Genomic DNA, 20375 nt, shown 5'->3' with positions numbered 1-20375 from the left:
CTGCACCTCCTTTACTTAGGCGCCGGCAGGGGTCAGCACGGCGAACGGGAAGCGCTTCGCCTTTTCCTTGGCCATGGCGTTGACAGGGTTCGGGATCTCCCAGCCCAGACGCATGACAGCACGAAGGGCCACCATGTCGTTCTGCATCAGGTTGTAGGCGATGGTGCCGTCAGTGTTCTGCACGATGCCCTCGGTGAACAGCTTGAAGGTGATGTCCTGGCGGATGCTGTAAACCAGCTGAGAGAAGTCGCCGGAGATCATGTGGGCCTTGGTCTTGTCGAAGGCGCCATTACGAGGGAACTGGATGGCGGAGCCGTCCAGGGTATAGTTGCCAGCCTGCTGCATGGAGTTCAGGAACAGAGGACGCTCGTTGCCGTCCTTCAGGCCGCGCAGCTTAGCACGCATACCGATGTCGGCCACATGGCCGGACACGAAGTAGCCGGACTCCTCCACCTTGGAGATGATGCCGCCCTCGCCGAGCAGGTCAGTGTAGAGATCAGCGGAGATCTGCTTCACTGCGCCGGCAGTAGTAGCGGAGGGCACCAGACCCTCGCGCCAGGTTGCGGGCTTGTTAGTGCCGAACAGGATGGCGGCGTCGATGACCTGGCCAAAGGCCTCCTGGATACGAGGACGGACCTCGCCCCAGATGTCGTAGTCGGCGTCGTCCAGAACTGCCTCGGGGATGGGGACGATGACCGCGATCTCCTCGGCGATGATGGTCTTCTTGTCCCATGCCTGTCTGGTGGTCTTCTTCTGACCGGTGTCGCCGTTCACGAAGTAGGCGATGGGCAGAGCGTCCAGAACAGGGAGACGGGTCTGGGCTGCGGTCATATTGGCCAGACGGCGGCCCATGGAGAGGACAGCGGACTGGGCGATGGCGCCCTGGATGATTTCCGCAGCACGGTCCTCGGGGATCAGAGACTCGGCGCCGGATCTGTCAATGATCTGAGCGTCGGTCTCAAAAAGCTGAAGATTAAAATACTTTTTCATGTGGTTATTCCTCCATAATTTTGTTAGTTGCGGCCCGCTTTTCTGCGGATGGCAGCGTTGATGAAGTCGTTGCTGTTCTGATTTCCAGAGCTGCCCGCCCCGGAACTTTCCGTGCCGGTCTTCACGCGGTAGGACCCGCTGCCGCTGGTAGTAAAGCGGGGGTTTTCTTTCAGGAACTTGGTGGCGGCCTTCTCGAAGTCGAGCTTGCTGTCCTCTTTCATCAGGGCCGTGATCTTGAACATGACGTAGTCGGTGTCCTCAGCGCGGACGCCCTTCTGGGCGAGGATCTGGCTGTTCTTCATCTGGGCCAGTTCTGCGAGCGCGTCATCGCGCTCTTTCGTGATGGCGTCCACATTGGGGCGCTGCTTCTCTCGGTTGGCCTTGAAGTCCTTGATCGCCTGGTTGATTTCCTCCTCGCTCATGCCCTGCTGCTTGAAGTAGGAGCTGAGAGCGGCCTTCTCGGCGCGTTCTGCACGAGCCTGGGCGATCTCCTCGGCCTGCTGGAAGCTGTAGCCTCCGGCGCCTCCATTATTCCCGGCATTTCCCTGGCTGCCGTTGCCGTTCCCAGCGTTTCCACCCTGGCCTCCGCCAGAGCCGCCCTCGCCGCCGTTGTCAAAGAGCTGAAGGTTAAAATGCTTTTTCATTGGGTCATTCCTCCGTTTTTGTAATGTGTCGTGAACATTCCCGCCGGCTCAGAGCCCGGCGTCTGCTCATAATAAAAGCGCCTCGCGGCGCTCAAATTATCGTTATTTCTCCATAGCTGTCCCGGATGCCTTCCAGGCCCAGGACATAAGTGCGGACCAGCGCCTGGCCGATCTCATTCAGATCCGACCAGCTGATGACAGTGCTGCCCGGGCTGACGCTCTCCTGGATCTCGATGCCCGCCACCTCGCGCAGCCCCTCGATCAGTGTGAGGGTCAGCGCCGAGACGCCGGCGCAAATTATGTTGTGCCCGGGAGACGCCCCAGGGAGCCGCTGTGCGTGCCCTGAGACGGTGATCCCGGTGTCCTTGACGTTTATCCGGATCATGTGCTTGCCCCCTTCTGAGCGGCGTCCTGGGCCGCTCTGCGCTGCTTCTCGGCGCGTTCTTTCGCACGGTTGGCCGCTTTGGCCGCCTGCTCGGCCTGCCATTGCGCGTAGACCTGCGGGCTCGGTGAGATCCTGCCCGGGGTGCGTCCCGTGTAGATGCGCTCCGTCTGCTCCTCCAGGCCCATCGCCTTCGAGAAGCTGCGGTACTGCTCCAGCTGGGCCTGGTACTTGCACTGGGCGATGGTGATGTCTTCCTTGTCAGCCCCTCCGGCACGAAGGAGCTGCACCTGCTCACGCCGGGCCCTCATGGCCGTCTCCATCTGCCTCTGCTTCTGGGTGGCCTCGTAGGTGGTGTACTCCTTGCCACGGAAGCGGCGCGGAGTGTTCTCCCTGGCGTTCTGTTCTTCCAGCCATTCGTCGGTGTAGAGCCGCTCGCTCACTCCGGGGATGAAGGGGTAGTAGGTGTGGCGGCAGTTCCAGCCCAGCAGGCCCGGACCGGTGCCCAGGCCGCACTTGGTCGTCAGCTGCTCCTTGGTGTAGACCTTGCCCTGCCATGCAGCGTGATCCGGACGAGCCCCGGCGTGCCATGTGACCTCGAAGTAGTTGGTCCCCAGCCGCTGGGCGTTCAGATCAGTGACGTGACCGGTGAGCTGGCCGAAGCCAGTGAGCAGAGCACGACGGGCGGCCACGTCCACGCGATTGTGCCAGCCGCTGGCGTAGTCCACGCCGTAGTCGCTGCCGCCATCGCTGAAGGCGTGGTCGGTCCGGAGCCCGGAGGCTGTCATCTGGCTGACCATGCGGCGGACCAGCGTGTTGTAGTCGTAGGCGCCGTTGGCCATGCCGGTGATGGCGTCGTCCAGGTAGCCGTTGTAGACATCGGCCAGGGGCGTGAAGACTTTCCCGCCGTGGCCATTGTCCAGCATGAAGCCGGTGCTCTTGGTGATGTTGTAGAGCTCCTCGCTGGACTGCTGCACCAGGGCGTCCGTGATCTGCTGGAGCTCGGGGTTTTGCTCGTAGGGGATGAACTCCTTGCCGATCTGCTCGTAGAGGCTGCGGTCGCGGGTATATTCCCGCTCGATGACCTCAGCGTAGAGCCGGCGGACTTCCTCCTCGTTTCCGTCCACGGCCTTCCGGATCAGGTCCTCGATGTCCTGGGTGCTGTTGCCCAGGATGATGAGGCGCTGGATCTGCCAGTCGGCCGAGTCGGTGATTGTGCCGGCCTTCCGGATCCGGCGGATGATGTCGTCCATGATCGCCATCTCCAGGTCCCGGAAGCGCTTCTCGACGCCGGCAGCCAGTAGGTCGTGGTAGCTCTGATCCATTACATCAGAACGCCGGCGGACTGGTCAGGCAGCTTGCCGGCTGCGACCTCCTCCGTCTCGCCGTACCACTTCGCGCGGTACTCCGGCAGGCCCATGGCGCCCATGGCGACGTCTTTGCGGTCCTCGGCTCTTTCCGTCTGCTTGTCTTCGATGATGGAGTCGTCGAAGTCGATCACGATGTCGGTGTTCTCCACCAGGCCGGGCACGTTGGCAGTCTTGCCCAGGCGGATGATCGTGCGGATCAGATCGGTGAGAACGTCCTGGAGGATGATCTCATGCTTGCGGATCGTGCGGTACATATCGGAGTTTTCGCTGATGACCTGGGTGGCCGTCGCGACCGTGCCGCGCTCGAAGCGGTAATACTGGGTGCCGAAGCCGCACTTGAAGGAGAGCAGGTTCAGGTCGTTGTTGATGGCCTGCTCGTGCTGCTCGGTCCTCAGCTCCATGTTGACCTCATGCAGCGCTTCCTTGGTGTTCTTGAAGTAGTCCTCCGGCAGCGTGTAGAAGACGCTGTCGTCGGGGTCGAATACCTGGGAGCCGTTGGCGTCGGTCAGCATCTCAGGCGCCACGAAGATGCGCTTGCGGCCGAGGGTGAACTCGTTGGCGTAGCTGTCGTACTCCAGGTCGATCTTGGCCAGGACGTCGATGCTGTTGGCGAAAAGCGCCACGCCCATCGGGTTGGTGTCGTCCTCGTCCACATTGTTCGCGATGTTCAGCTTGTCGATGATGAACTGGGGCTGGTTGGAGCCGGTCTCGACTCTGGCAGCCAGGCCCTCGAAGTGCGGGATCGCGTTCCACTCAGCGGGCGTCAGATCTCGGCCAGCACCGGAGGAGCACTCCACGACGCTGTTCTCGATGACGTACTGATAGCCGAGATCGTTGCCGTCCTCGTCCTGCCAGGGCTCCAGCTTGTGGTGCTGGAGCTGGACGTACTTCTTGCGCTTGTATGTCTTCGGAAATGCGAAGATGACCTCGGTGATCCTGGAGTTCTCCCAGGCTGTGGGGTAGATGTTCTTGGCCACCACATAGTCCAGCTTGATGTCAGCGCTCAGGACGCTGCCGTCTTCGGCCACTTCCATGTTGGTCAAATACGGGACATAGGCCACGGTGCCGCAGGCAGCCTTGCGCTCCTGGTACTCGTTGCCCTGCACGGTGAAGTTCGCAGCATCGAGAACGCTGCGGACGAACTTGGCCGTGGCCTCGTCCTTGATGGTGATGGTGACGCGCTCGTTCAGCAGCAGGTCGCTGATGTCCTCGCAGATCTTCTTCGCCATGCCCAGGCTCTTGCGATGGCAGCGCTCATACTGCCCGGTGCCATGGTAGACACGGTACTGGTGGAAGCGCTTGACGTTCGCCCTGTACCAGCTGTCCCACATGGCGATCTTGCTGTAGAAGGAGCTGTCGATGGTGTCGATGCCCTTCTTTTTGAAATACTCGAAAATGTTCATTTTATGACTCCTTCCGGCTCCTCCTCTTTATCCCTAACGGGCAGGTAGTTCTTGATTTTCGACCACATTCCCATGACCAGGTAGCGGATGGCGTCCATGCCATGATCGTCCTGCTTCACGGGCTCCTCGCGGCCCCTCTCGATGCTTTTCTTGTCGTACTCATAGAGACCGAACTCCCGGACGGCGTTCTCCTGGTCTGGCGACACGGTCATCATCTTGAAGGTCAGGAGCTTCTGCACTCGGGAGATCCCCAGCGCCACGTCGTTCTCGGCGTCGCGGATCAGCACGTTGTAGCCGATGCCCCTGGTGGCCCGCTTGATCTCCTCCATCAGACCACGGGCCGAGGGGTCGATGAAGGTATAAAAATAGCTGCATGAGTAGGTCTCATGCAGCTCGTCCAGGAACTTGACGAAGTCCTTGGCGTATTCGCTCGGGCTTTTCTGCGTGCCGGACTCCCGGCCGCTGTGATAATATTCGCCCAGGCCCTCCAGCCGGTGCAGCGACTCATTGAGCCCCGCCGCCTGGTAGGTGGTGGCGTTCTGCTGGCCATAGTCCACGCCGACGCCGATGATCCGGTAGCGCTCCTGCGACGGTCGGGCGATGGAAGCATCGCCGAACATATAATAGATCAGTTCATCGACGCCGATGGAGAGCCCCAGCCAGAGCCAGCGCCACTGCCGCTCGTCGAGCTCCCGGAGGATCTCAGCGGACTCGATCAGCTTGGCACCCAGCCAGTCAGGAGGGACGTCCCGGTAGTCCACATGGACGTGGATGCAGTCCGGGCGCTTCTCCATCTTCCGGCACCAGACCACCACGGGGGCGTTGGGGTTCTTCGGTGGGTTGTAGAGGTAGAGCATCTGGAAGCCCTCGGCGTTGCCTCTGATGAAGGTCGCCTCGATGTTCTGGAGCTCGTCCTCGCCCTCGCCGTCAGTGAAGAACTCGCTGACCTCGTCCAGCAGGACGATCTTGATGGGCTTGTTCTCGTCGATGATGCCCTTGGTGTCGTCTATGCTGTCGGATCCGGTGAAGTAGATGGTGTTGCCGTTTGGCTTGTATGTGATTTCCATGGGGCTGACCGTGATCTTGAACAGGCTCTCCGGCAGCCCCAGGCGCTTGATGGCTCGCTTGATTTCTTTGTAGACCGTTTTCCGGAGCTTGTTGTGGCGCTTCCGGATGACCACGGCGGAGCAGTCTTCCTCGCTGACGATCTTATACACGACCTCGATGGCAGCCTCTGAGGACTTGGTGCCTGCTCGCCCAGAGGTCAGGATCTTGTGCGTGTGCTCCCGGTCATTGAAGGCCGGCCAGAACTTCGGGATGATCAGGTCACTGATGCGGGTCGTGCGTGTCATTGATGATCACCACCTTCCCCGCGTCATCGGAGCCGTCGTTCAGCTTCGCCTTCAGCAGCTGCAGGCGTGCTTTCTGTTCCTCCGTCGCTGCCTCCCAGTCCTTGTGCAGCATCTCATCGTATTGTTTGATTAGGCCCCGGAGCTCACTCTGAGCGCGTGCCTGAGCCTTCATAAAGTTGGCTTGCTTGTCCCAGGCCTGCTGGACTTCCCACTTCTCGCCCCAGGACTCGGCGCCGCTGCGATCCTCGATCTTCTCGATGGTCTTGTCTTCAGCGTCTTTGACGTAGGCGATTTTCTGGGCCCGGATGATGGCAGCGTAGGCCAGCTGGATCTGGGTCCATAGGAGATCCAAGGGAGAGGAGTCAGCTGTGAGATGCAGCAGCTCCAGCGTCTCCTCCGGCAGATACTTGGACAGGAAGCCGAACTTCTCGGCGTTCTTGTTACCGGGGGGCCCGGTGGCGTTCTTGTTACCTGGCTGCCCTCCTCGTTTGCGAGCGTTCGGTTTTTTAGGTTGCGAGCGCTCGGTTTCTTCGGGGGCGTCCCATTTGTAGGTGCATTTCCATCGGCGGACAGTCCCCTCCGGGATGTCCAGCTTCCGGGATATTTCTATGAGTTTAAGGCCCTGCCGATACAATGCAAGGGCCTCGTCCACTTTCGAGTTCCTTGCTTTTGGCATGGTCTCGCCGCCTCCTATTCGTCGTTTCGGTAAACGTAAAAGAGCAGGCCCTCTTGGTCCTGCTCTCATTCGTCCACTTTACCAGTATAACACATTCTGATTTGCAATGTTCGCCGACTTTCTAAAAGTCGTTCAGCAGCTCGTCCTCGGCCTCCTGGATGCGCTTGGTGGCCGTGTCGAAGTATTGGTCGGACAGTTCCATCCCGATGAAGCTCCGGCCGGTTTTAACGGCCGCCACGCCGGTGCTGCCTGATCCCATGAAGGCGTCCAGAACAGTGCCGCCCGGGGGACAGATGGCCAGAAGGCTCTCCAACAACTCCACGGGCTTCTCAGTCTGATGGAAGCGCTGCTTCGGCGCCACTATGGGGACATGGTAGACGCCCGGCAAGGCCTTGGTGCCTTTAGCAGCCTTCCAGTCAATAGGCAGATCGCCATTAGAGCACCAGACCACGAACTCGCAGTCGTTCCGGAAGCGTCCCGGCTGGTTTCTGCTGATGCCCTTGTCCCATACGACGACGCCCCTCCACACCCAGCCGGCCATCTGCACGGCGTCCGTCATCGCGGGGAGGTTTCTCCAGTCCACGAACATCTCCAGGATCCCCCCCTCCCTTGTCTTTTGCCTCAGCTCGCTGCACACCCATCGCATAAAGGCCGTGAAGCTCCGCTGGTCCATGTTATCGCCGGAGAAGGCCGGGAGCCTGGCGGCCCCGTTGAAGTCGTTGTCGGTGTACTTGGCCGTCGTGCTGGCCTTGCGGTCGCCGGCATGAGTTCCGCCGGAGGAGTAGGGAGGATCGCAGAGGATCAGGTCCACGCTGCCAGGCTCCACCTCTTTCAGCATTGCCAGACAGTCGCCATGCAGGAGTCGTATCATCCTAAAACCTCCCCCAGATGGGTGACGCCCATCTTCCTGAAATGATACGCCCTGCGGACGCTGTAGTTGATGGCGTCGGCCACCTCGGTCATTGGTGCCCGTGCTATGTAGAACTCGGTCAGCACGGTCCTCTCGTAGTCGTCCTCCAGCGTCTCGATGGCGTCGCTGATCTCGATGACCAGGGAGGCCTTCTCACGCCGGAGCTGCTCGATCTCTCGGTCCAGCTCGTCCACTCTGGCGATGACGTCGGCCATCTTATCGGTCGGAGTGCTCTGGACCCTGTCACGGTCATAGCGGATGGCGCCAGGCAGCAGGCAGGCCCTCAGCTCGTCCCGCTGGGTCTCTTTCCGTCTGATGATGATCTCCTTGCGGCGGATCTGCATCAGGAAGTCATAAGTCTCGTTTAGGTCCATGGCAGTGCTACCTCCTTTGTGAGAAGCTGCTCCAGGCCCACGACGATCTTGTCAGTGCCCAGGGCGAAGCCCAGCTCGCGGTTGGCTCCCTTCGAGTCCTCCCAGCCTGGAAGCTGCACCAGGTAGTCGGCAGTGGCCAGGAGCTCCATGTCGATCTTCATGATGTCCTCGTAGCTCATCTGGTCGAGAGGGAGAGCCGCTCCCAGCTCGGCGGGGTTGATGACGTTGTAGCCCATCTCCTTCAGCGCGGCGGCAGCCTTCGCAAACTGACGCCTGTAGTCTTTATGGCCCGTAATGGGGCCGCTTAAATATCCGATCATCTGAAAACCCTCCCTGTCTTTTTGTGTTTTATCGTGATGCGGCCGACTATTTCAAAGCCGGCCATGTCGGCCAGCAGGCGGAAGGTGTGGATCAGGTCCTTGCTCTTGCGCTCGGCCTCATTTTCTTCTTGTATGATGCTTTTGGTTCCGTGGTAGGCTGTCAGATCGAGATAGCCTTCCTCGTTTCTTCTTGGGTCGCTCATTGCGTTCTCCTTTCTTTCAGTGCTGCCATCAGAGCCGCCTGGCTCGTGTCCTTAGCCTCCAGGGCGTCCATGACCTGCTCGTCTACGGTGCCCTCCGCGATCAGATGGTGTATAATAACCGGCCGTTCCTGGCCCTGCCGGTAGAGGCGGGCGTTGGCCTGCTGGTAGAGTTCCAGGCTCCAGGTCAGACCGTACCACACGATCACGTGGCCGCCTTCCTGAAGGTTGAGTCCATAGCCCACGCTGGCCGGATGCGCCAGGAGCACCTGGACATTGCCAGCGTTCCACTCTGCGATGTCCTCCGGGCCGTCCAGCGTCCGGGCTCCTGGGATCGCTGCCTGGATGGCGGCCAGGTCGTGCTTGTAGCTGTAAAATACCAGGACGGGGCTGTCGGTGGTGTCGATGATCTCCAGCAGCGCCTCCAGCTTTGCATCATGCAGCCGGACGACGTTGCCCTCGTGGGAGTAGACGCTGCCGTTGGCGATCTGTAGGAGCTTGGTCATCACGGCGGCTGCGTTCAGAGCGACCACGTCCTCGTCGTCGATGTGAAGCAGCTGCTCGGCCTCCATGGTCTTGTACTGCTTCATCTCCTGGGGGCTCAGCTTGACCGGGATCCGGTTGTCGATCCGCTTCGGCAGCTTCAGGTAGTCGGCCGCGCTCATGCTGATGCAGATGTCGCTGATGGCGGCCTCGATCTTCTCCCTGGCTCCCCGAAGGGGCTCCCACTTGAAGACGATGTAGCCGTTCCGGGCTCCCGGCCGGAAGTATTTCTCGCGGTAGGCTCCCAGCGTCTGGCCCAGCCGCTCGCCACGGTCCAGCAGGTAGATCTCAGCCCAGAGATCCATGAGACCGTTGGCCGAAGGGGTGCCGGTCAGACCGACGACCCTGCTCACCCTCGGCATGACCTTCCGGAGAGCCCGGAAGCGTTTGGCCTGGGGGTTTTTGAAGCTGGAGAGCTCGTCGATCACGATCATGTCGAAGGGCCAGCCGGTCTTCAGCTTCTGGTAGAGATCCACCAGCCAGACCACGTTGTCGCGGCCGATGACGTAGATGTCGGCGTCCGTGGCCAGAGCCCGGCGCCGCTGCTCCGGCGATCCCAGCACCTTGCTGACACGAAGATGGCGAAGGTGGTCCCACTTGGCGTGCTCTCGTGTCCAGGTGTCCTCGGCCACTCGCTTCGGCGCGATGACCAGGACGCGATCCACCTCGAACATCTCGTTGATCAGGATGTCGATGGCGGTCATGGTGATGACAGTCTTGCCGAGTCCCATCTCCAGCAGCATCCCGGCCTTCGGGTGCTCCAGGATGAAGTTGGTGGCCCTGGTTTGGTAGTCGTGGGGGGTGTACTTCATCAGCCGATCACCTCCCAGATCCAGGCTCGCGCCTCCTTCATGCCTGCGATCACTGCCACGTTGCAGCCCAGCTTTCGGAGTCGTTCAATCTGCCATTCCTGGATCTTTGTCGGGGCCTCGCCGTCCTTCTTCAGTTCGATAAACCACACCTGGCCCCCCGGCAGTATTGCGATCCGGTCAGGCACGCCATCATTGCCGGGGCTGGTGAACTTCAGCGCGATGCCTCCCATTTGCTCGATTTTCTGCCGCATCCATTTTTCAATATCTCGTTCGCGTTCCATGCGTGTGTCCTCCTGTGGTAACGAGGCCCCCGGAAAAAGTTCTATAATGCGCGTATGTGCTCTCGCGGGTGCCCGTTTTCGTGTGTGTAGGGTAATTTTTTAATAATCTATATAAAAACCTTGTTACCTCGTTACCGCTTGCCTTTTTTCCCTTGCGGTTGCTGGCTTTTTGGCGGTAACGTGTGGGGTAACGTGTGGGGTAACGACGGCGGCGTCGTTACCATTTGCCGTCGCTGGCGGTGGTAACGAGCCCCAGGTGGTCACGATCCCGATCCTGGGGCCTCGTTACCGTTACCAGCAGCCCGGACGAACACGCGCTGCTTGCCGTAGTCCTTGATCCTCATGGTGGCGTTTGATGGTCTTTCCCACTCTGGCAGCCTTGCCATGATGGCGGCGATCTCGTCGCCGTCCTTCCTTGTCCAGTAGTTCTTTGGGCGTCCGAAGCACTCGCAGAAGATCTCCATGGCGCTGACTTTCGTGCGCTGCATGGTGCCCTTGGTGTCCGGGCTCAGAACGTCACGCTGCTGGAAATAGTCCACGCGCTGATTCAGGTCCCAGTTGTACCAGTCCTCCGGGAGCAGGGTGTCCAGGTAGTCGATGACCTGGCCCTCGCGCTCGTCGTACATGAGCGCCGCCTGCTGCGCCTTGGCCGCTTCCTTCTCCATGGCTGCGTCCAGGTAGGAGGTCTCGCCCTCCGCCACGAAGATCATGGCCTCGGCCCAGATCTGGCTGCGGGTCTCCTCGGTCATATCCCAGACAGAGAGTGAGCCCCCGCCGTTGACGGTGACGGGCCAGAAGCGCCGGTTGCCGGTGGCGTCTCTCAGGAAGCCGGTGGTGCTGTTTGTGGTGCCGCAGATGATGGCTGTCCTCGGGTGGCGCTCCACCACGCGGCCGTAGGCTGCGCGGTACTCGTCCACCTGGCGGCTGATGAAGCCCTTCATGACGTCGACGTCGGCCTTCCTGGTGCCCTGCATCTCGCCGATCTCCATGATCCAGACGCCTTGCAGCTTCTCAGCTGCGGTCTTGTCCCTGGTGTCGGCCAGACTGAGGGAGTCACTAAACCATTTCCCGCCCAGCTTCCGGAGCAGGGTGCTCTTGCCGATGCCGGGCTTGCCATCCAGGACCAGGACCGTGTCGAACTTGCAGCCAGGCTCCAGCACGCGCTGGATGGCTCCGATCAGGGTCTTCCTGGTGACGGCGCGGACGTAGGCGGAGTCCTCGGCGCCCAGATAGTCGACCAACAGCGTGTCCACTCTCGGCACGCCGTCCCACTCGGGCAGGTTTTGGATGTACTCCCGCAGCGGGTTGAAGCGGCGCTTGTCCGTGACGATGGTCAGCGCCTTGGTGAAGCGATTCTCCGGGAACTGGACGCCGTACTGGTCGACCACATATCCATAGAGGAGGGCGTCGTCAGCGTCGCGCCAGTATTTGCTCGGGCGGCTCCAGGGCAGCTTGCCCTTGACCTCGATGGCGCCGCTCAGCTCATTGTGCCGGATCCCCTGAAGGGCGGGGTCGTTCTCCAGGATCAGCACGGCGTTGGTGATCAGCGGCTTGATGGATCCGCTCTCAGAGAGGACGAGCTTGGTTTCCCAGTCTTCCTCTGGCTCCGGCAGCGGCTCGCCCTCGAAGTCGAGCACGGCCTTCGCCCTGGCGTCGCTCGCGAGCGTCATGCGAACGCTCGGATCCTCCGCGGCGAACTTGGCCATCTCCTTGTAGCTGGGGCGCTCGCTGCCGCTCCTGTCCTCCTTGCCGTCGTCCAGGTCGCTGAACTTGTGGAGGCGGACGAGGTCGAAGGCGTTGCAGAGCTGGCCGCCGGCCGGGTCGGTGCTGTGGTTGGAGTAGGCGAAGACGTCGCCGTCATAGACCACGAGGCCGGCAGCAGTTGAGCCGGCTGCGTAGGTGTAGCGGTCCTCTTTGGCCGTCTGGGTGTAGACGTCCGGCAGGAACTTGGCGATGGCCTGGGTGATCGTATAGGTGCGGCAGAAGGCGCCCACGATGCCCTTCTTGGCCAGCGGGTCGCCTTGTTTGTCTGCTTGGCGCTTTCGGATCCCGGCCATGCGGGACGACTCCGGCCAGTAGCTGGTGTCGGTCCAGTCCGGGTACTCGGCCAGGATGGAGTCGGCCGCCAGGAAGGGGGCGTCGTAATATTGGAAGAAGGGCTCGACATCCACGCTATGGCTCGGCCAGTACATCAGACGGGTCGGCTGGAAGGTGGAGTCGTCGAAGTAGTCGATGCCGATCTTCTCGGCGATCTTGCGGGCGATGGCCTCGTACTCGTCCGGCGTGACCTCTCTGTCGAGGGGCATGATCAGACGGTAGCGGGGCTTCGCCTTGGTGTGCTTATGTGTGGAGTAGACCGCCAGGGCGTTGTCGATCTCCAGGTTGTCGATGATGTTGTCCCAGAACTCGGCCGGAGGGAAGTCCAGGTCGAGGGTGAGCAGCTGGCGGGCCGTGACGTAGCCGGTCTTGCGGCGGCCATCCCTCAGATGACCGCCGACGAAGCCGCCGATGTCCTTGATCTTGTCCTGCTGCTCCTTGCTCATCTTCATGTACTCGGCGTGGGTCTCCGTGGTCTCCATGGAGCGGGAGAGTTTATTCAGGAGAGCCGCCCAGCTCATGGTCTTATTTTTCCAGGAGGTCTCGAAGCGGCTGCGGCCGGTCGAGATCAGGAGGTCGCCGTTGTACTTGACCCTGAACAGGGGCAGGGTGAGTTTTTCCGCTGTGTTGGTCATGGTCTCAGCACCTCCGCGTTCTGTCTTAATTTCTCAGCTGTGGCCTCAGCGGCCTCGAACTCGCGCTTTTTCTTCCGGAAGGCTGAGAGAGCTCCGGAGCGCTCGGCGGTCAGCTTCTTCAGCTGCTCCCGCTCCTCGTGCAGCCGTTCAGGGTAGCCCAGCTGTCGGGCCTTCTTCGGCTGCTCTTTGATGCAGGCCCGGAGGGTAGTGATCCGGCGCTTGGCCGTCTCGATCTGCGGCTCCAGGTCCGCTGCTTTTTGGTGGTGGTTTACTGCCTCGTTGGCGAGGCTCTTGCGGCCGTCCAGGAGCTCCTGGGCTCGGCTCTCGCAGGCCCCGGCCAGCTGCATCCGGATGACGTCCTGATGCTCAAAGTCCAGGGCGACCACCCGGAGGAGCTTCCGGATCCTGGCTGCACTTGTTGGGAAAAAGGCGTCCGGGTTGATGGTCATGTGGCCGGTCTCCCAGCGTATAGTGATAGGCTCCATCGTTGTCCTCCTTGCTTTGTAGATAGTCTATGGCGGGGGCACGAGGCCCCCGGGATTTATGATAATTTGATCAGGAAAGCCGGGCGGACGCCGAAGGAGTGCGAGGCGCCCCAGTAGTAGGCATTGCCGTCGCTGTCGACAATGCAGAAATACGTCGCGGACCCCTGGCGGATGTTCTGGATCCATCCCCACTCGTAGCTCTCGCCCTTGCGTTCGGCGATGCGGTTGGCGCGTTCCTTCATCAGAGGCCACTGCTCGCAGTCGTCAGGCTCCACGGCGCCGGAGTTGTACCAGTCGTCGTGCCCGAACAGCTCGCCGTAGAAGGGCAGGCGGAGCAGGTCGCCATTCTTGAAGGGCACCAGCTCCAGGGGCGCGAACTCGTCGAGGATCTTGCCGCTGTTCAGCTCTTTGCGGAGATCGCTGGCGTCGTAGCCGCCCGCGTTGGTGTTCTTTTTGTTCATCTGCATGGCCTTGTCCAGATACTGATCCAGCAGGAACAGGGCCAGGCCCTCGCCGACCAGCTTCTGGCAGGTGGCAGTGTAATGGCCGACCTCGATGCGGTCGCCGATCTGGATCTCGTTGGTTTCGATGGTCATGGTGCGGGTGATTTTCATTTGTGTGTCCTCCTTAGTCTTTCATGTAGAACGGGGTCTCGTAGCCGTCACCCCGTAATGGTAAACCGGGCGCCCAGGGGATCGCCTCGCCCATGCAGGCGTTGATCCGCTCCAGCGCGTCGGCGTCTTCGATTGGCACGTCAACGATCATCTCGTCATGGACGTGCATCACGATGTTATAGCCCAGAGCTGCGACCCTCTGCATGGATATGGCCAGGCAGTCTCTGGCGATGGCTTGGGTGATGTTCTCGACCAGCTTGCCGCCGTAGGTCTCAGTCTCTCCCCATTGCTTGGTTTCCTGATTGACTCCCATGTAGACGATGTGCTCGCGGCCGTCCCTCGGGTCCATCTTCAGGCGGGTGTTCCAGTAGCAGAGCTTCCGGCCGCTGGGCAGCTTGATGAACAGGTTGCTGTTGATGTAGCCGAAGGCGATGCCGTTCTTCAGCCGGACGGTGCGGTGTTCCTCGATGACTGTCCTGGCTGCCAGCTCGCAGTTGCGCCAGAGCTTCACCACGTTGGGGTTGGCCCCCCGCCACTGGTCCACGACGCTCTGGAGCTCGTCCTCCGGGATGGTGCCGCCTTTGTCCATGCGTTTCATGGCGCCGACGCCGCCCTGGTAGCCGCAGGCCAGCACGGCGACCTTGCCCTTCTGGCGGAGGTGGCTGTTGGCTCCGTGCTTTTCCACGGGCACGTGGTACATCATGGAGGCGGTCTCGCAGTAGATGTCCTTGCCCTGCCGGAAAGCCTCCAGGGTCCATTCCTCGCCGGCGATCCACGCCAGCACGCGGGCCTCGATGGCCGAGAAGTCAGAGACCACGAAGCGGCAGCCCTCTGATGGGATGAAGGCCGTCCGGATCAGCTCGGAGAAGACGAAGGCCGTCTCGCCGAACAGGGTGCCCATGGTCTCGAAGTCTCCCTCGGCCGCCAGCTCGCGGGCCAGAGCCAGATCCGGCAGCGTGTTCTTGGCCAGGTTGTGCGTCTGCACCAGGCGGCCGGCCCAGCGCCCGGATCGGTTGGCGCCGTAGAACTGAAGGATGCCTCGCAGCCGGTGATCCTGGCAGTGTGCCACCAGCATCGTGCTGTACTTGGCCACGCTGGTCTTGCCCAGGGCGGTGCGGATCTCCAGCACTCTCCGGACGACGTCCGGGAGCTCCGGATCTCGCAGCGCTTCGGCGATGGTGTCCTTGGTGACGCTGGTCATCTCCACGCCCTGCTCTGCGAGCCAGCGCTTCAGTTGGGCCAGGCTGTTCGGGTTTTTCAGTCCGGTGAGCTCCTGGGCTTCCTCCTGGAGCTCCTGCCGGCGCCGGGTGTCATACTCGACGATCTTCTCGACCATGGGGATGTCGAGCGCCACGCCGTTGTCGTTCATGTGTTGGTCCAGAGCCCAGAGCTCCTGCTCTGACTCCGGTGTCTTGTAGATGGATAGCTTCCGTAGGATCTCCTGCTCTGTCACGACGTCCTGCCGGTTGTAGCCCTTGTAGAGCTGCCACTTGGCCGGATCATGCTGCGGGAGGTTGCGCGTCCTCTGGCCGTTGGTCCGGGTCGGCTTGCACGGCTTCGAGAAGAACTGGATCAGGGCCTTGCCCTGGGGATCCTTTAGCTTCTCGGGAGGAAGGCCCAGCGCCTCGCCGGCGCCTGCCAGGTTGCCCGGCAGGCCCAGCGTCAGCGCCTTGACCATTGTGCAGCGCCACTCCTCCGGCGGCATGGGCTTCCGGAGCCACTTGGCCAGACAGGTGCGCTCGAAGTTCGCGTTGAAGGCGGTCTTGACGATCTGGGGATCGAGGAGGGCCTCGCAGAACTCGGCCATCATGTCAGGATCAGCATCGAAGCAGTCGATGGTCTTGACGTCGTCCTCGCCCCAGTCGTCGAAGATGTACGAGATGAGCAGGATGTCGAAGTCAGGCGCCTCCACGTAGGCGTAGACGCCCGCCTCGGTCAGATCCACGGAGCTATAGGTTTCTATATCCACGCCCATAACTCGGTGCATCTGTATGTCCTCCTTAGAAGTCCTCGTCGTCCTCGAAGTCGTCGCCGCCGAAGTCGGACTCGGCGGAAGCACGGGCAGCGCCCAGGCGGTCGTCGTCCTTCAGCTTCTGGATGTTATTCAGGCCGACGCCGATGCCCTTGTTGCCGTTGGTGTTGAAGGGGAAGAAGTTGATGGAGGCGCGGCCCCAGCAGCCGGAGTAGACCTCGTCGGGGTCCAGGATCTCGTTCAGATCCTTGTCCACGATGCCGGGCTTCTGGGTGCTGTTGCAGTTGAGGAAGTACATACCCTCGTACTCAGGAGCCTCGTCAGCACGCTCGGCGTCGCCGTCGCGCAGGGGCAGCTTCAGGTTGGCAGGCTTCTTGCCGCCCCACTTGGAGCTGATACCGTCCTGGACAGCTGCGTCGATGGCTGCCTTGATCTTCTTGATGGTGGCCTTGTCCTCTTTAGGGATCAGCAGGCACACGCTGTACTTGGCGTCCTGGCCAGCCTGGAAGGCGCGGCTCTTGAAGATGTTCACATAGCTGAAACGAACTTTTCCGGTGATAACTTTGGTAGTAGACATTTTATAATCCTCCTTAATTTAGAACGGCGCGACTTCGTCGTCGCCGGTGGTGAAGTCGGCCTTGGCCGCTTCGGTTGTGTTGATGGCTTCGCGCTTATCAGACTCCGGCACGAGGACCGGCTTGCCTGCTGGTTTGATCAGCAGGTCGCCCAGGGTGGCGGCCAGCTTCTTCTTGCCGACGAGCTTCTCCATCTCGGTGATGCCGTAGAGCTTGCGCTGGTAGAGCATCGCCTCGTCGAAGCCGGCGGCCTTCAGTTTGTCGGCCACCTGGATCTCGTCGGCGTACTTGCGGTTGCTGCGGCCTTCGACCAGCTTCCAGCCGTCGAAGTGCTCACCGGCCAGGGCCTGCTCCAGAGCGTACTCGCTGACCTCCTCGGCCCACTTCTTCAGGTGGTCGGCCTTGGCCAGCACTTCGCCGATCTCCTCGTTGGAGAGCAGCGGGGGCTTCTGGAACTCCATCCGGGCCAGATCCAGGTTGAACTCGGCACGCTTGCGGCAGCGGGCCTTCGCCGGGCAGAAGCGGCACCAGTCGCCGGCCACGAAGTAGTCGGAGCCCTCCATGGCCATGATGGCGCGGGGCGCGACTTCCTCCTCGCCCCAGAGCAGCAGCTCCTTCAGGATGACGACCTCGCTGTCAACGTGATCGAGGCGGGGCTGCACGACGGTGGTCTTCACGGTGTCGAAGTCGTAGAGATCGCCGAACAGAGAGACGGCGCCCAGGCCGTAGAGGCGGAACTGGGGGTTGTTCTTGGCCTCGACCTTGATGCCTTTGCCGTACTTCAGGTCGATGACCTGGATCATGCTGCCGCCGATGATCACGGCGTCGGAAGTGCCGAAGCCCTCCGGGATCCACTGGGAGAGATCGAGGCGCTGCTCGATCATCAGCTCGGCGCCTTCGCCGGCTGCGACGAACTCCTCCAGGACGGTCTCGACATAGAAGTCGGTGGCCTCGTCCATCTCGCCGTTGTAGTAGTCGTCCTGCTGGATCTTGGCCAGGCGCTTCTTGTACTGGGCGTCGGTGATCTCATGCAGGACGTGGCGGAGCTTCAGCTCTGCCAGGTTGTGGGCGACTGTTCCCTCGTCGGCGTAGCTGCTGGAGCCGGGATCCGGGCACTGATCAGACAGGGCGACGGATCCGGGGCAGTTGATCCAGCGGTACGCGGCCGACGCGGAGCAGCGGGCGTGCTTAGTCGGCATTGGTTTCCTCCTTTGCTGCTTCCATGAGCTTCGGCAGGTCAGCGAGTGCGACCTCGGTGAGCTTGCCCTTGCCGGTCTGCTCGTTGATGAGTTCCGCCGCGCGGTTGTAGCCGCACTTCTTGTTGAGGGCCGCGAGCTGCTTGCGGACGGTGATGCGGAAGTCCTCGGTCACTGCCGGAGCACTCTCATCGGGTGCAGGGTCGTCAGCAGGCTCAGGAGCGGGCTCAGCTGCCGCAGGGGCGGCCTTTTCGGTCTTCTTGGCGTTCTTCTTAGGGGCAGGGGTCTCAGGTGCTTCCTGGGGCTCCTGGACGGCCTCAGCGGGTGCAGGTGCCGGAGCGTCTGCGGCTTCCTTGGGTGCCTGGGCGAGCAGGCTCGGGGACTCGATGCCCATGTACTGCTTGAACTCGTCCAGATTTGCAAATTCGACGGTGATCTTCATGCTTATTTCCTCCTTGTTTGTGCTATAATGGGGCTGTGTTCTCTTGGGCTCCGGGGCATTAGCTCCGGGGCTCAATCTTTTTGCGCAGCCATAGGCACCACCTCCTTCACAGTCTCAGACTCCTCGGCCTCTGCGGTTTCCATGCTTCTCAGGATCGCCCGGTAGGCCGAGCGGGCCAGCATTGTCAGGTCAATGTCTTCCATGCGCTTGTCCTCCATCAAAAGATGAATAACATTCAACTTTTATTCTAAAAAAATAAGCGACTTTTCTTCTGCACTTTCAATGTGCAGCAGCTCGCAGAGTTTCTTGATCTCGTTCTGGCGAAAGTCCGAGACGTTCTCGATTTTCATAGTTAGCGCGGCCCGGCTTATGCCCAGATAATCAGCGATGTGCTGGAGCTTCAGGCCGCTGGCTTTGATACGCTGTCTGAGCAGCACTGTGTTCGTCATACAATCCTCCTCTCTTACAGTCCCAGGCAGAGCAGTCGGAAGGTCTCCACGCCCTTCGGGGTCAGTAGTGTCTGGCAGCCAGCCCAGCCGGTCTTCTGATTGGTGGATTGCTTCACATCAAAGAGGCCGTCCGACTTCTTGTTGGCGTAGGGGAGCAGGTTGCCCTTCTTGTCCCGGTAGAGGTAGCCGTGGTCTACCATGAAGCCGATCAGGGCTTTGCGTTTGACCCCGATTTGCTTGGCCGCCTCCGTGAAGTTGGTTAGCAGGTTGCGGTCTACCAGGTCGTCAAAATATTCGGCCTTTGGCTGCATGATCTGCTTGTCCACGGTGAGTGCAGAGATCTCAGCGGCCTGGGCCTGGATGCGAGCCTCGCGGTCTGCGATGGTCTGCTGTGCGACCATGAGCGCCTTGGCCATCAGTTCCTCGGGGCTCAGTGTCTCCTGCTGGGCGATGTAGCCGCCGTTCTTCCGAATGGAGGGGAGCACCTCAGCAGTCACCCAGTCAGTGAAGCGCTCGGCACTGGGTAACTTTGAGCGAAAGATCAGACGATAGAGGTCGGACTCTGGGATGAAGATAGCCTCCTGGGATCTTCCGAGGGTGTCAGTGATGGGGTAACGTTTCGTTAGGTCACCCTTGCAGTGATCGGTGAGAGCCTTGCTCGGATTGGTGTAGCCGAGGGCGCGAGCGACATCACTGCCGCAGAATAGCACGGCGCCATTCTCGCTGATCGTTCTGATCTCTCCGAACTCGGGGTTGTTAAAAATCTGTAATTCGTTCATGCGTTTCTCCTTTCTTAGTGCTGGGCCTTCTTCTGGAGCTTCAGCCAGAGCCTCATGGTGTCGCGGGCCAGATACCAGGCGCCGCACACGGCGATGAAGTGGTCGAGGTAGGTGTGCACCACTTCGCCCTCGATGACGTACTTGGCGCCGATCCAGCAGAGCTCGAAGGCGATCAGAGTGCCCAGCAGGCAGGCGATATAGTTAGAATAAAATTTGAAGCGGGTCATGGTTGTGTGTCCTCCCTTACTTCCCGGCGACCAGCAGGTCGTAGAGCTTAGCCTTCAGCTGGATGACTTCGGCCTCGGCGGTCTCAGCACGACGCTGGGCCTCTCCAGCGGCGGTCGCTTCCTCATCACATCTCTGGCCATTCCAGCGGGCGGTCTCCTGGATCTGCTTCAGCTGATCCTTCAGCCTTGCAATCTCGGCGTCCTTTTCCTCGGCGACCGCATGGGCGGCCTCGTAGTCCTTCACGGCCTCGGACAGCTTATCCTCCAGTTCTGCGACGCACTTCTCAGCGCTGCGGGCGCGGTCAGCCATGGAGCAGGCCCAGTCGTTGTCGATGTTCTCAGCGGCCAGGTCGAAGCAGCCCTCGAAGGCGGTGGCCAGGTAGGAGTCCGGGCCCAGCTGCTCGACCATCTTCCGGATCTTCTCCAGGGTGTCGCGCTCCTGTTGTTTGGTGGCCGGGGTATTGGTGCTGGCCAGCTCGATGCTGATGATGGTGGCCGTGCTGTGACGGTAGCACTCGCCGAAGTCTTTGCGGGCCTGGCGCTCGTTGATGGCGGCGAAGTGGTCGGTGCCCTGGGTCCCGTTTTCGCGGGTGAAGGTGATCTTGTAAGTGTTCATGTGTGTCCTCCTATCGGTGGTGTGTTCTCTT

25 protein-coding genes are annotated in these 20375 nt (G+C 61.0%); all 25 read right to left on the bottom strand.

Translation table 11 applies throughout. The features are described 5' to 3' along the window. Positions 1-15 precede the first annotated feature (15 nt). Entirely contained in the window at positions 16-990 is a 975-nt protein-coding gene (locus tag B5F29_RS11640) for a phage major capsid protein (protein ID WP_087154800.1), read from the bottom strand. A gap of 23 nt (positions 991-1013) precedes the next feature. Next, on the bottom strand, positions 1014-1634 hold the full coding sequence (locus tag B5F29_RS11635) for a hypothetical protein (protein WP_087154799.1): 621 nt from the start codon (positions 1632-1634) through the stop codon (positions 1014-1016). Between the two features lie 91 nt (positions 1635-1725). Then, entirely contained in the window at positions 1726-2019 is a 294-nt protein-coding gene (locus B5F29_RS11630; protein WP_162608414.1) for a ribosomal-processing cysteine protease Prp, read from the bottom strand. Further along, on the bottom strand, positions 2016-3341 hold the full coding sequence (locus tag B5F29_RS11625; RefSeq protein ID WP_087154797.1) for a phage minor capsid protein: 1326 nt from the start codon (positions 3339-3341) through the stop codon (positions 2016-2018). The genes B5F29_RS11630 and B5F29_RS11625 overlap by 4 nt, the downstream gene beginning before the upstream one ends. Further along, positions 3341-4789 carry a phage portal protein gene (locus B5F29_RS11620; protein WP_087154796.1) on the bottom strand — a complete coding sequence of 483 codons (1449 nt, stop codon included), beginning with the start codon at positions 4787-4789 and terminating at the stop codon, positions 3341-3343. Before B5F29_RS11620 ends, B5F29_RS11625 begins: the two co-directional genes overlap by 1 nt. Continuing rightward, on the bottom strand, positions 4786-6141 hold the full coding sequence (locus B5F29_RS11615; RefSeq protein ID WP_087154795.1) for a PBSX family phage terminase large subunit: 1356 nt from the start codon (positions 6139-6141) through the stop codon (positions 4786-4788). The genes B5F29_RS11620 and B5F29_RS11615 overlap by 4 nt, the downstream gene beginning before the upstream one ends. Next, on the bottom strand, positions 6116-6817 hold the full coding sequence (gene terS / locus B5F29_RS11610) for a phage terminase small subunit (RefSeq protein WP_087154794.1): 702 nt from the start codon (positions 6815-6817) through the stop codon (positions 6116-6118). The genes B5F29_RS11615 and terS overlap by 26 nt, the downstream gene beginning before the upstream one ends. A gap of 121 nt (positions 6818-6938) precedes the next feature. Further along, the gene (locus B5F29_RS11605) at positions 6939-7688 is read right to left on the bottom strand and encodes a DNA-methyltransferase (RefSeq protein ID WP_087154793.1); all 750 of its coding nucleotides are present in this window, start codon (positions 7686-7688) and stop codon (positions 6939-6941) included. After that, positions 7685-8101 carry a DUF1492 domain-containing protein gene (locus B5F29_RS11600; RefSeq protein WP_087154792.1) on the bottom strand — a complete coding sequence of 139 codons (417 nt, stop codon included), beginning with the start codon at positions 8099-8101 and terminating at the stop codon, positions 7685-7687. The genes B5F29_RS11605 and B5F29_RS11600 overlap by 4 nt, the downstream gene beginning before the upstream one ends. Continuing rightward, positions 8092-8421: a DUF4406 domain-containing protein gene (locus B5F29_RS11595; protein ID WP_087154791.1), complete on the bottom strand. Its 330-nt coding sequence runs from the start codon at positions 8419-8421 to the stop codon at positions 8092-8094. The genes B5F29_RS11600 and B5F29_RS11595 overlap by 10 nt, the downstream gene beginning before the upstream one ends. After that, the gene (locus tag B5F29_RS11590; RefSeq protein WP_087154790.1) at positions 8418-8624 is read right to left on the bottom strand and encodes a hypothetical protein; all 207 of its coding nucleotides are present in this window, start codon (positions 8622-8624) and stop codon (positions 8418-8420) included. The genes B5F29_RS11595 and B5F29_RS11590 overlap by 4 nt, the downstream gene beginning before the upstream one ends. Further along, complete coding sequence (locus B5F29_RS11585; protein ID WP_087154789.1) at positions 8621-9976, bottom strand: SNF2-related protein; 1356 nt, start codon at positions 9974-9976, stop codon at positions 8621-8623. The genes B5F29_RS11590 and B5F29_RS11585 overlap by 4 nt, the downstream gene beginning before the upstream one ends. After that, the gene (locus B5F29_RS11580; protein ID WP_087154788.1) at positions 9976-10257 is read right to left on the bottom strand and encodes a hypothetical protein; all 282 of its coding nucleotides are present in this window, start codon (positions 10255-10257) and stop codon (positions 9976-9978) included. The genes B5F29_RS11585 and B5F29_RS11580 overlap by 1 nt, the downstream gene beginning before the upstream one ends. Before the next feature lie 260 nt (positions 10258-10517). Then, entirely contained in the window at positions 10518-12989 is a 2472-nt protein-coding gene (locus tag B5F29_RS11575; protein ID WP_087154787.1) for a virulence-associated E family protein, read from the bottom strand. Then, positions 12986-13474, bottom strand: coding sequence for a hypothetical protein (locus tag B5F29_RS11570; protein WP_087154786.1), 489 nt, complete (start codon positions 13472-13474; stop codon positions 12986-12988). The genes B5F29_RS11575 and B5F29_RS11570 overlap by 4 nt, the downstream gene beginning before the upstream one ends. Before the next feature lie 56 nt (positions 13475-13530). Beyond that, complete coding sequence (locus tag B5F29_RS11565; RefSeq protein WP_087154785.1) at positions 13531-14088, bottom strand: hypothetical protein; 558 nt, start codon at positions 14086-14088, stop codon at positions 13531-13533. 13 nt (positions 14089-14101) lie between these two features. Beyond that, entirely contained in the window at positions 14102-16075 is a 1974-nt protein-coding gene (locus B5F29_RS11560; RefSeq protein ID WP_087154784.1) for a DNA polymerase, read from the bottom strand. 13 nt (positions 16076-16088) lie between these two features. Further along, positions 16089-16637 carry a DUF2815 family protein gene (locus B5F29_RS11555; RefSeq protein WP_087154783.1) on the bottom strand — a complete coding sequence of 183 codons (549 nt, stop codon included), beginning with the start codon at positions 16635-16637 and terminating at the stop codon, positions 16089-16091. A gap of 18 nt (positions 16638-16655) precedes the next feature. Continuing rightward, on the bottom strand, positions 16656-17834 hold the full coding sequence (locus B5F29_RS11550; RefSeq protein ID WP_087154782.1) for a DUF2800 domain-containing protein: 1179 nt from the start codon (positions 17832-17834) through the stop codon (positions 16656-16658). After that, positions 17824-18273 (bottom strand): hypothetical protein, encoded by a 450-nt coding sequence (locus tag B5F29_RS11545; RefSeq protein ID WP_087154781.1) that lies wholly within the window; start codon positions 18271-18273, stop codon positions 17824-17826. Before B5F29_RS11545 ends, B5F29_RS11550 begins: the two co-directional genes overlap by 11 nt. A gap of 71 nt (positions 18274-18344) precedes the next feature. Beyond that, positions 18345-18476: a hypothetical protein gene (locus tag B5F29_RS16980; RefSeq protein ID WP_275532933.1), complete on the bottom strand. Its 132-nt coding sequence runs from the start codon at positions 18474-18476 to the stop codon at positions 18345-18347. Positions 18477-18515: 39 nt separating this feature from the next. Beyond that, positions 18516-18722 carry a helix-turn-helix domain-containing protein gene (locus tag B5F29_RS11540; protein ID WP_087154780.1) on the bottom strand — a complete coding sequence of 69 codons (207 nt, stop codon included), beginning with the start codon at positions 18720-18722 and terminating at the stop codon, positions 18516-18518. 14 nt (positions 18723-18736) lie between these two features. Further along, positions 18737-19501 carry a BRO family protein gene (locus B5F29_RS11535; RefSeq protein WP_087154779.1) on the bottom strand — a complete coding sequence of 255 codons (765 nt, stop codon included), beginning with the start codon at positions 19499-19501 and terminating at the stop codon, positions 18737-18739. A 14-nt stretch (positions 19502-19515) separates the two neighbouring features. Further along, positions 19516-19728, bottom strand: coding sequence for a hypothetical protein (locus tag B5F29_RS11530; protein WP_087154778.1), 213 nt, complete (start codon positions 19726-19728; stop codon positions 19516-19518). Between the two features lie 16 nt (positions 19729-19744). Next, positions 19745-20344 (bottom strand): hypothetical protein, encoded by a 600-nt coding sequence (locus B5F29_RS11525; protein ID WP_087154777.1) that lies wholly within the window; start codon positions 20342-20344, stop codon positions 19745-19747. Positions 20345-20375 lie beyond the last annotated feature (31 nt).

The sequence above is a fragment of the Lachnoclostridium sp. An196 genome, from assembly GCF_002160135.1.
GTDB lineage: Bacteria > Bacillota > Clostridia > Lachnospirales > Lachnospiraceae > Hominiventricola > Hominiventricola avistercoris.
Note: the sequence above shows the minus strand (reverse complement) of the source record. Positions and strands in the feature narration are given on the sequence as shown.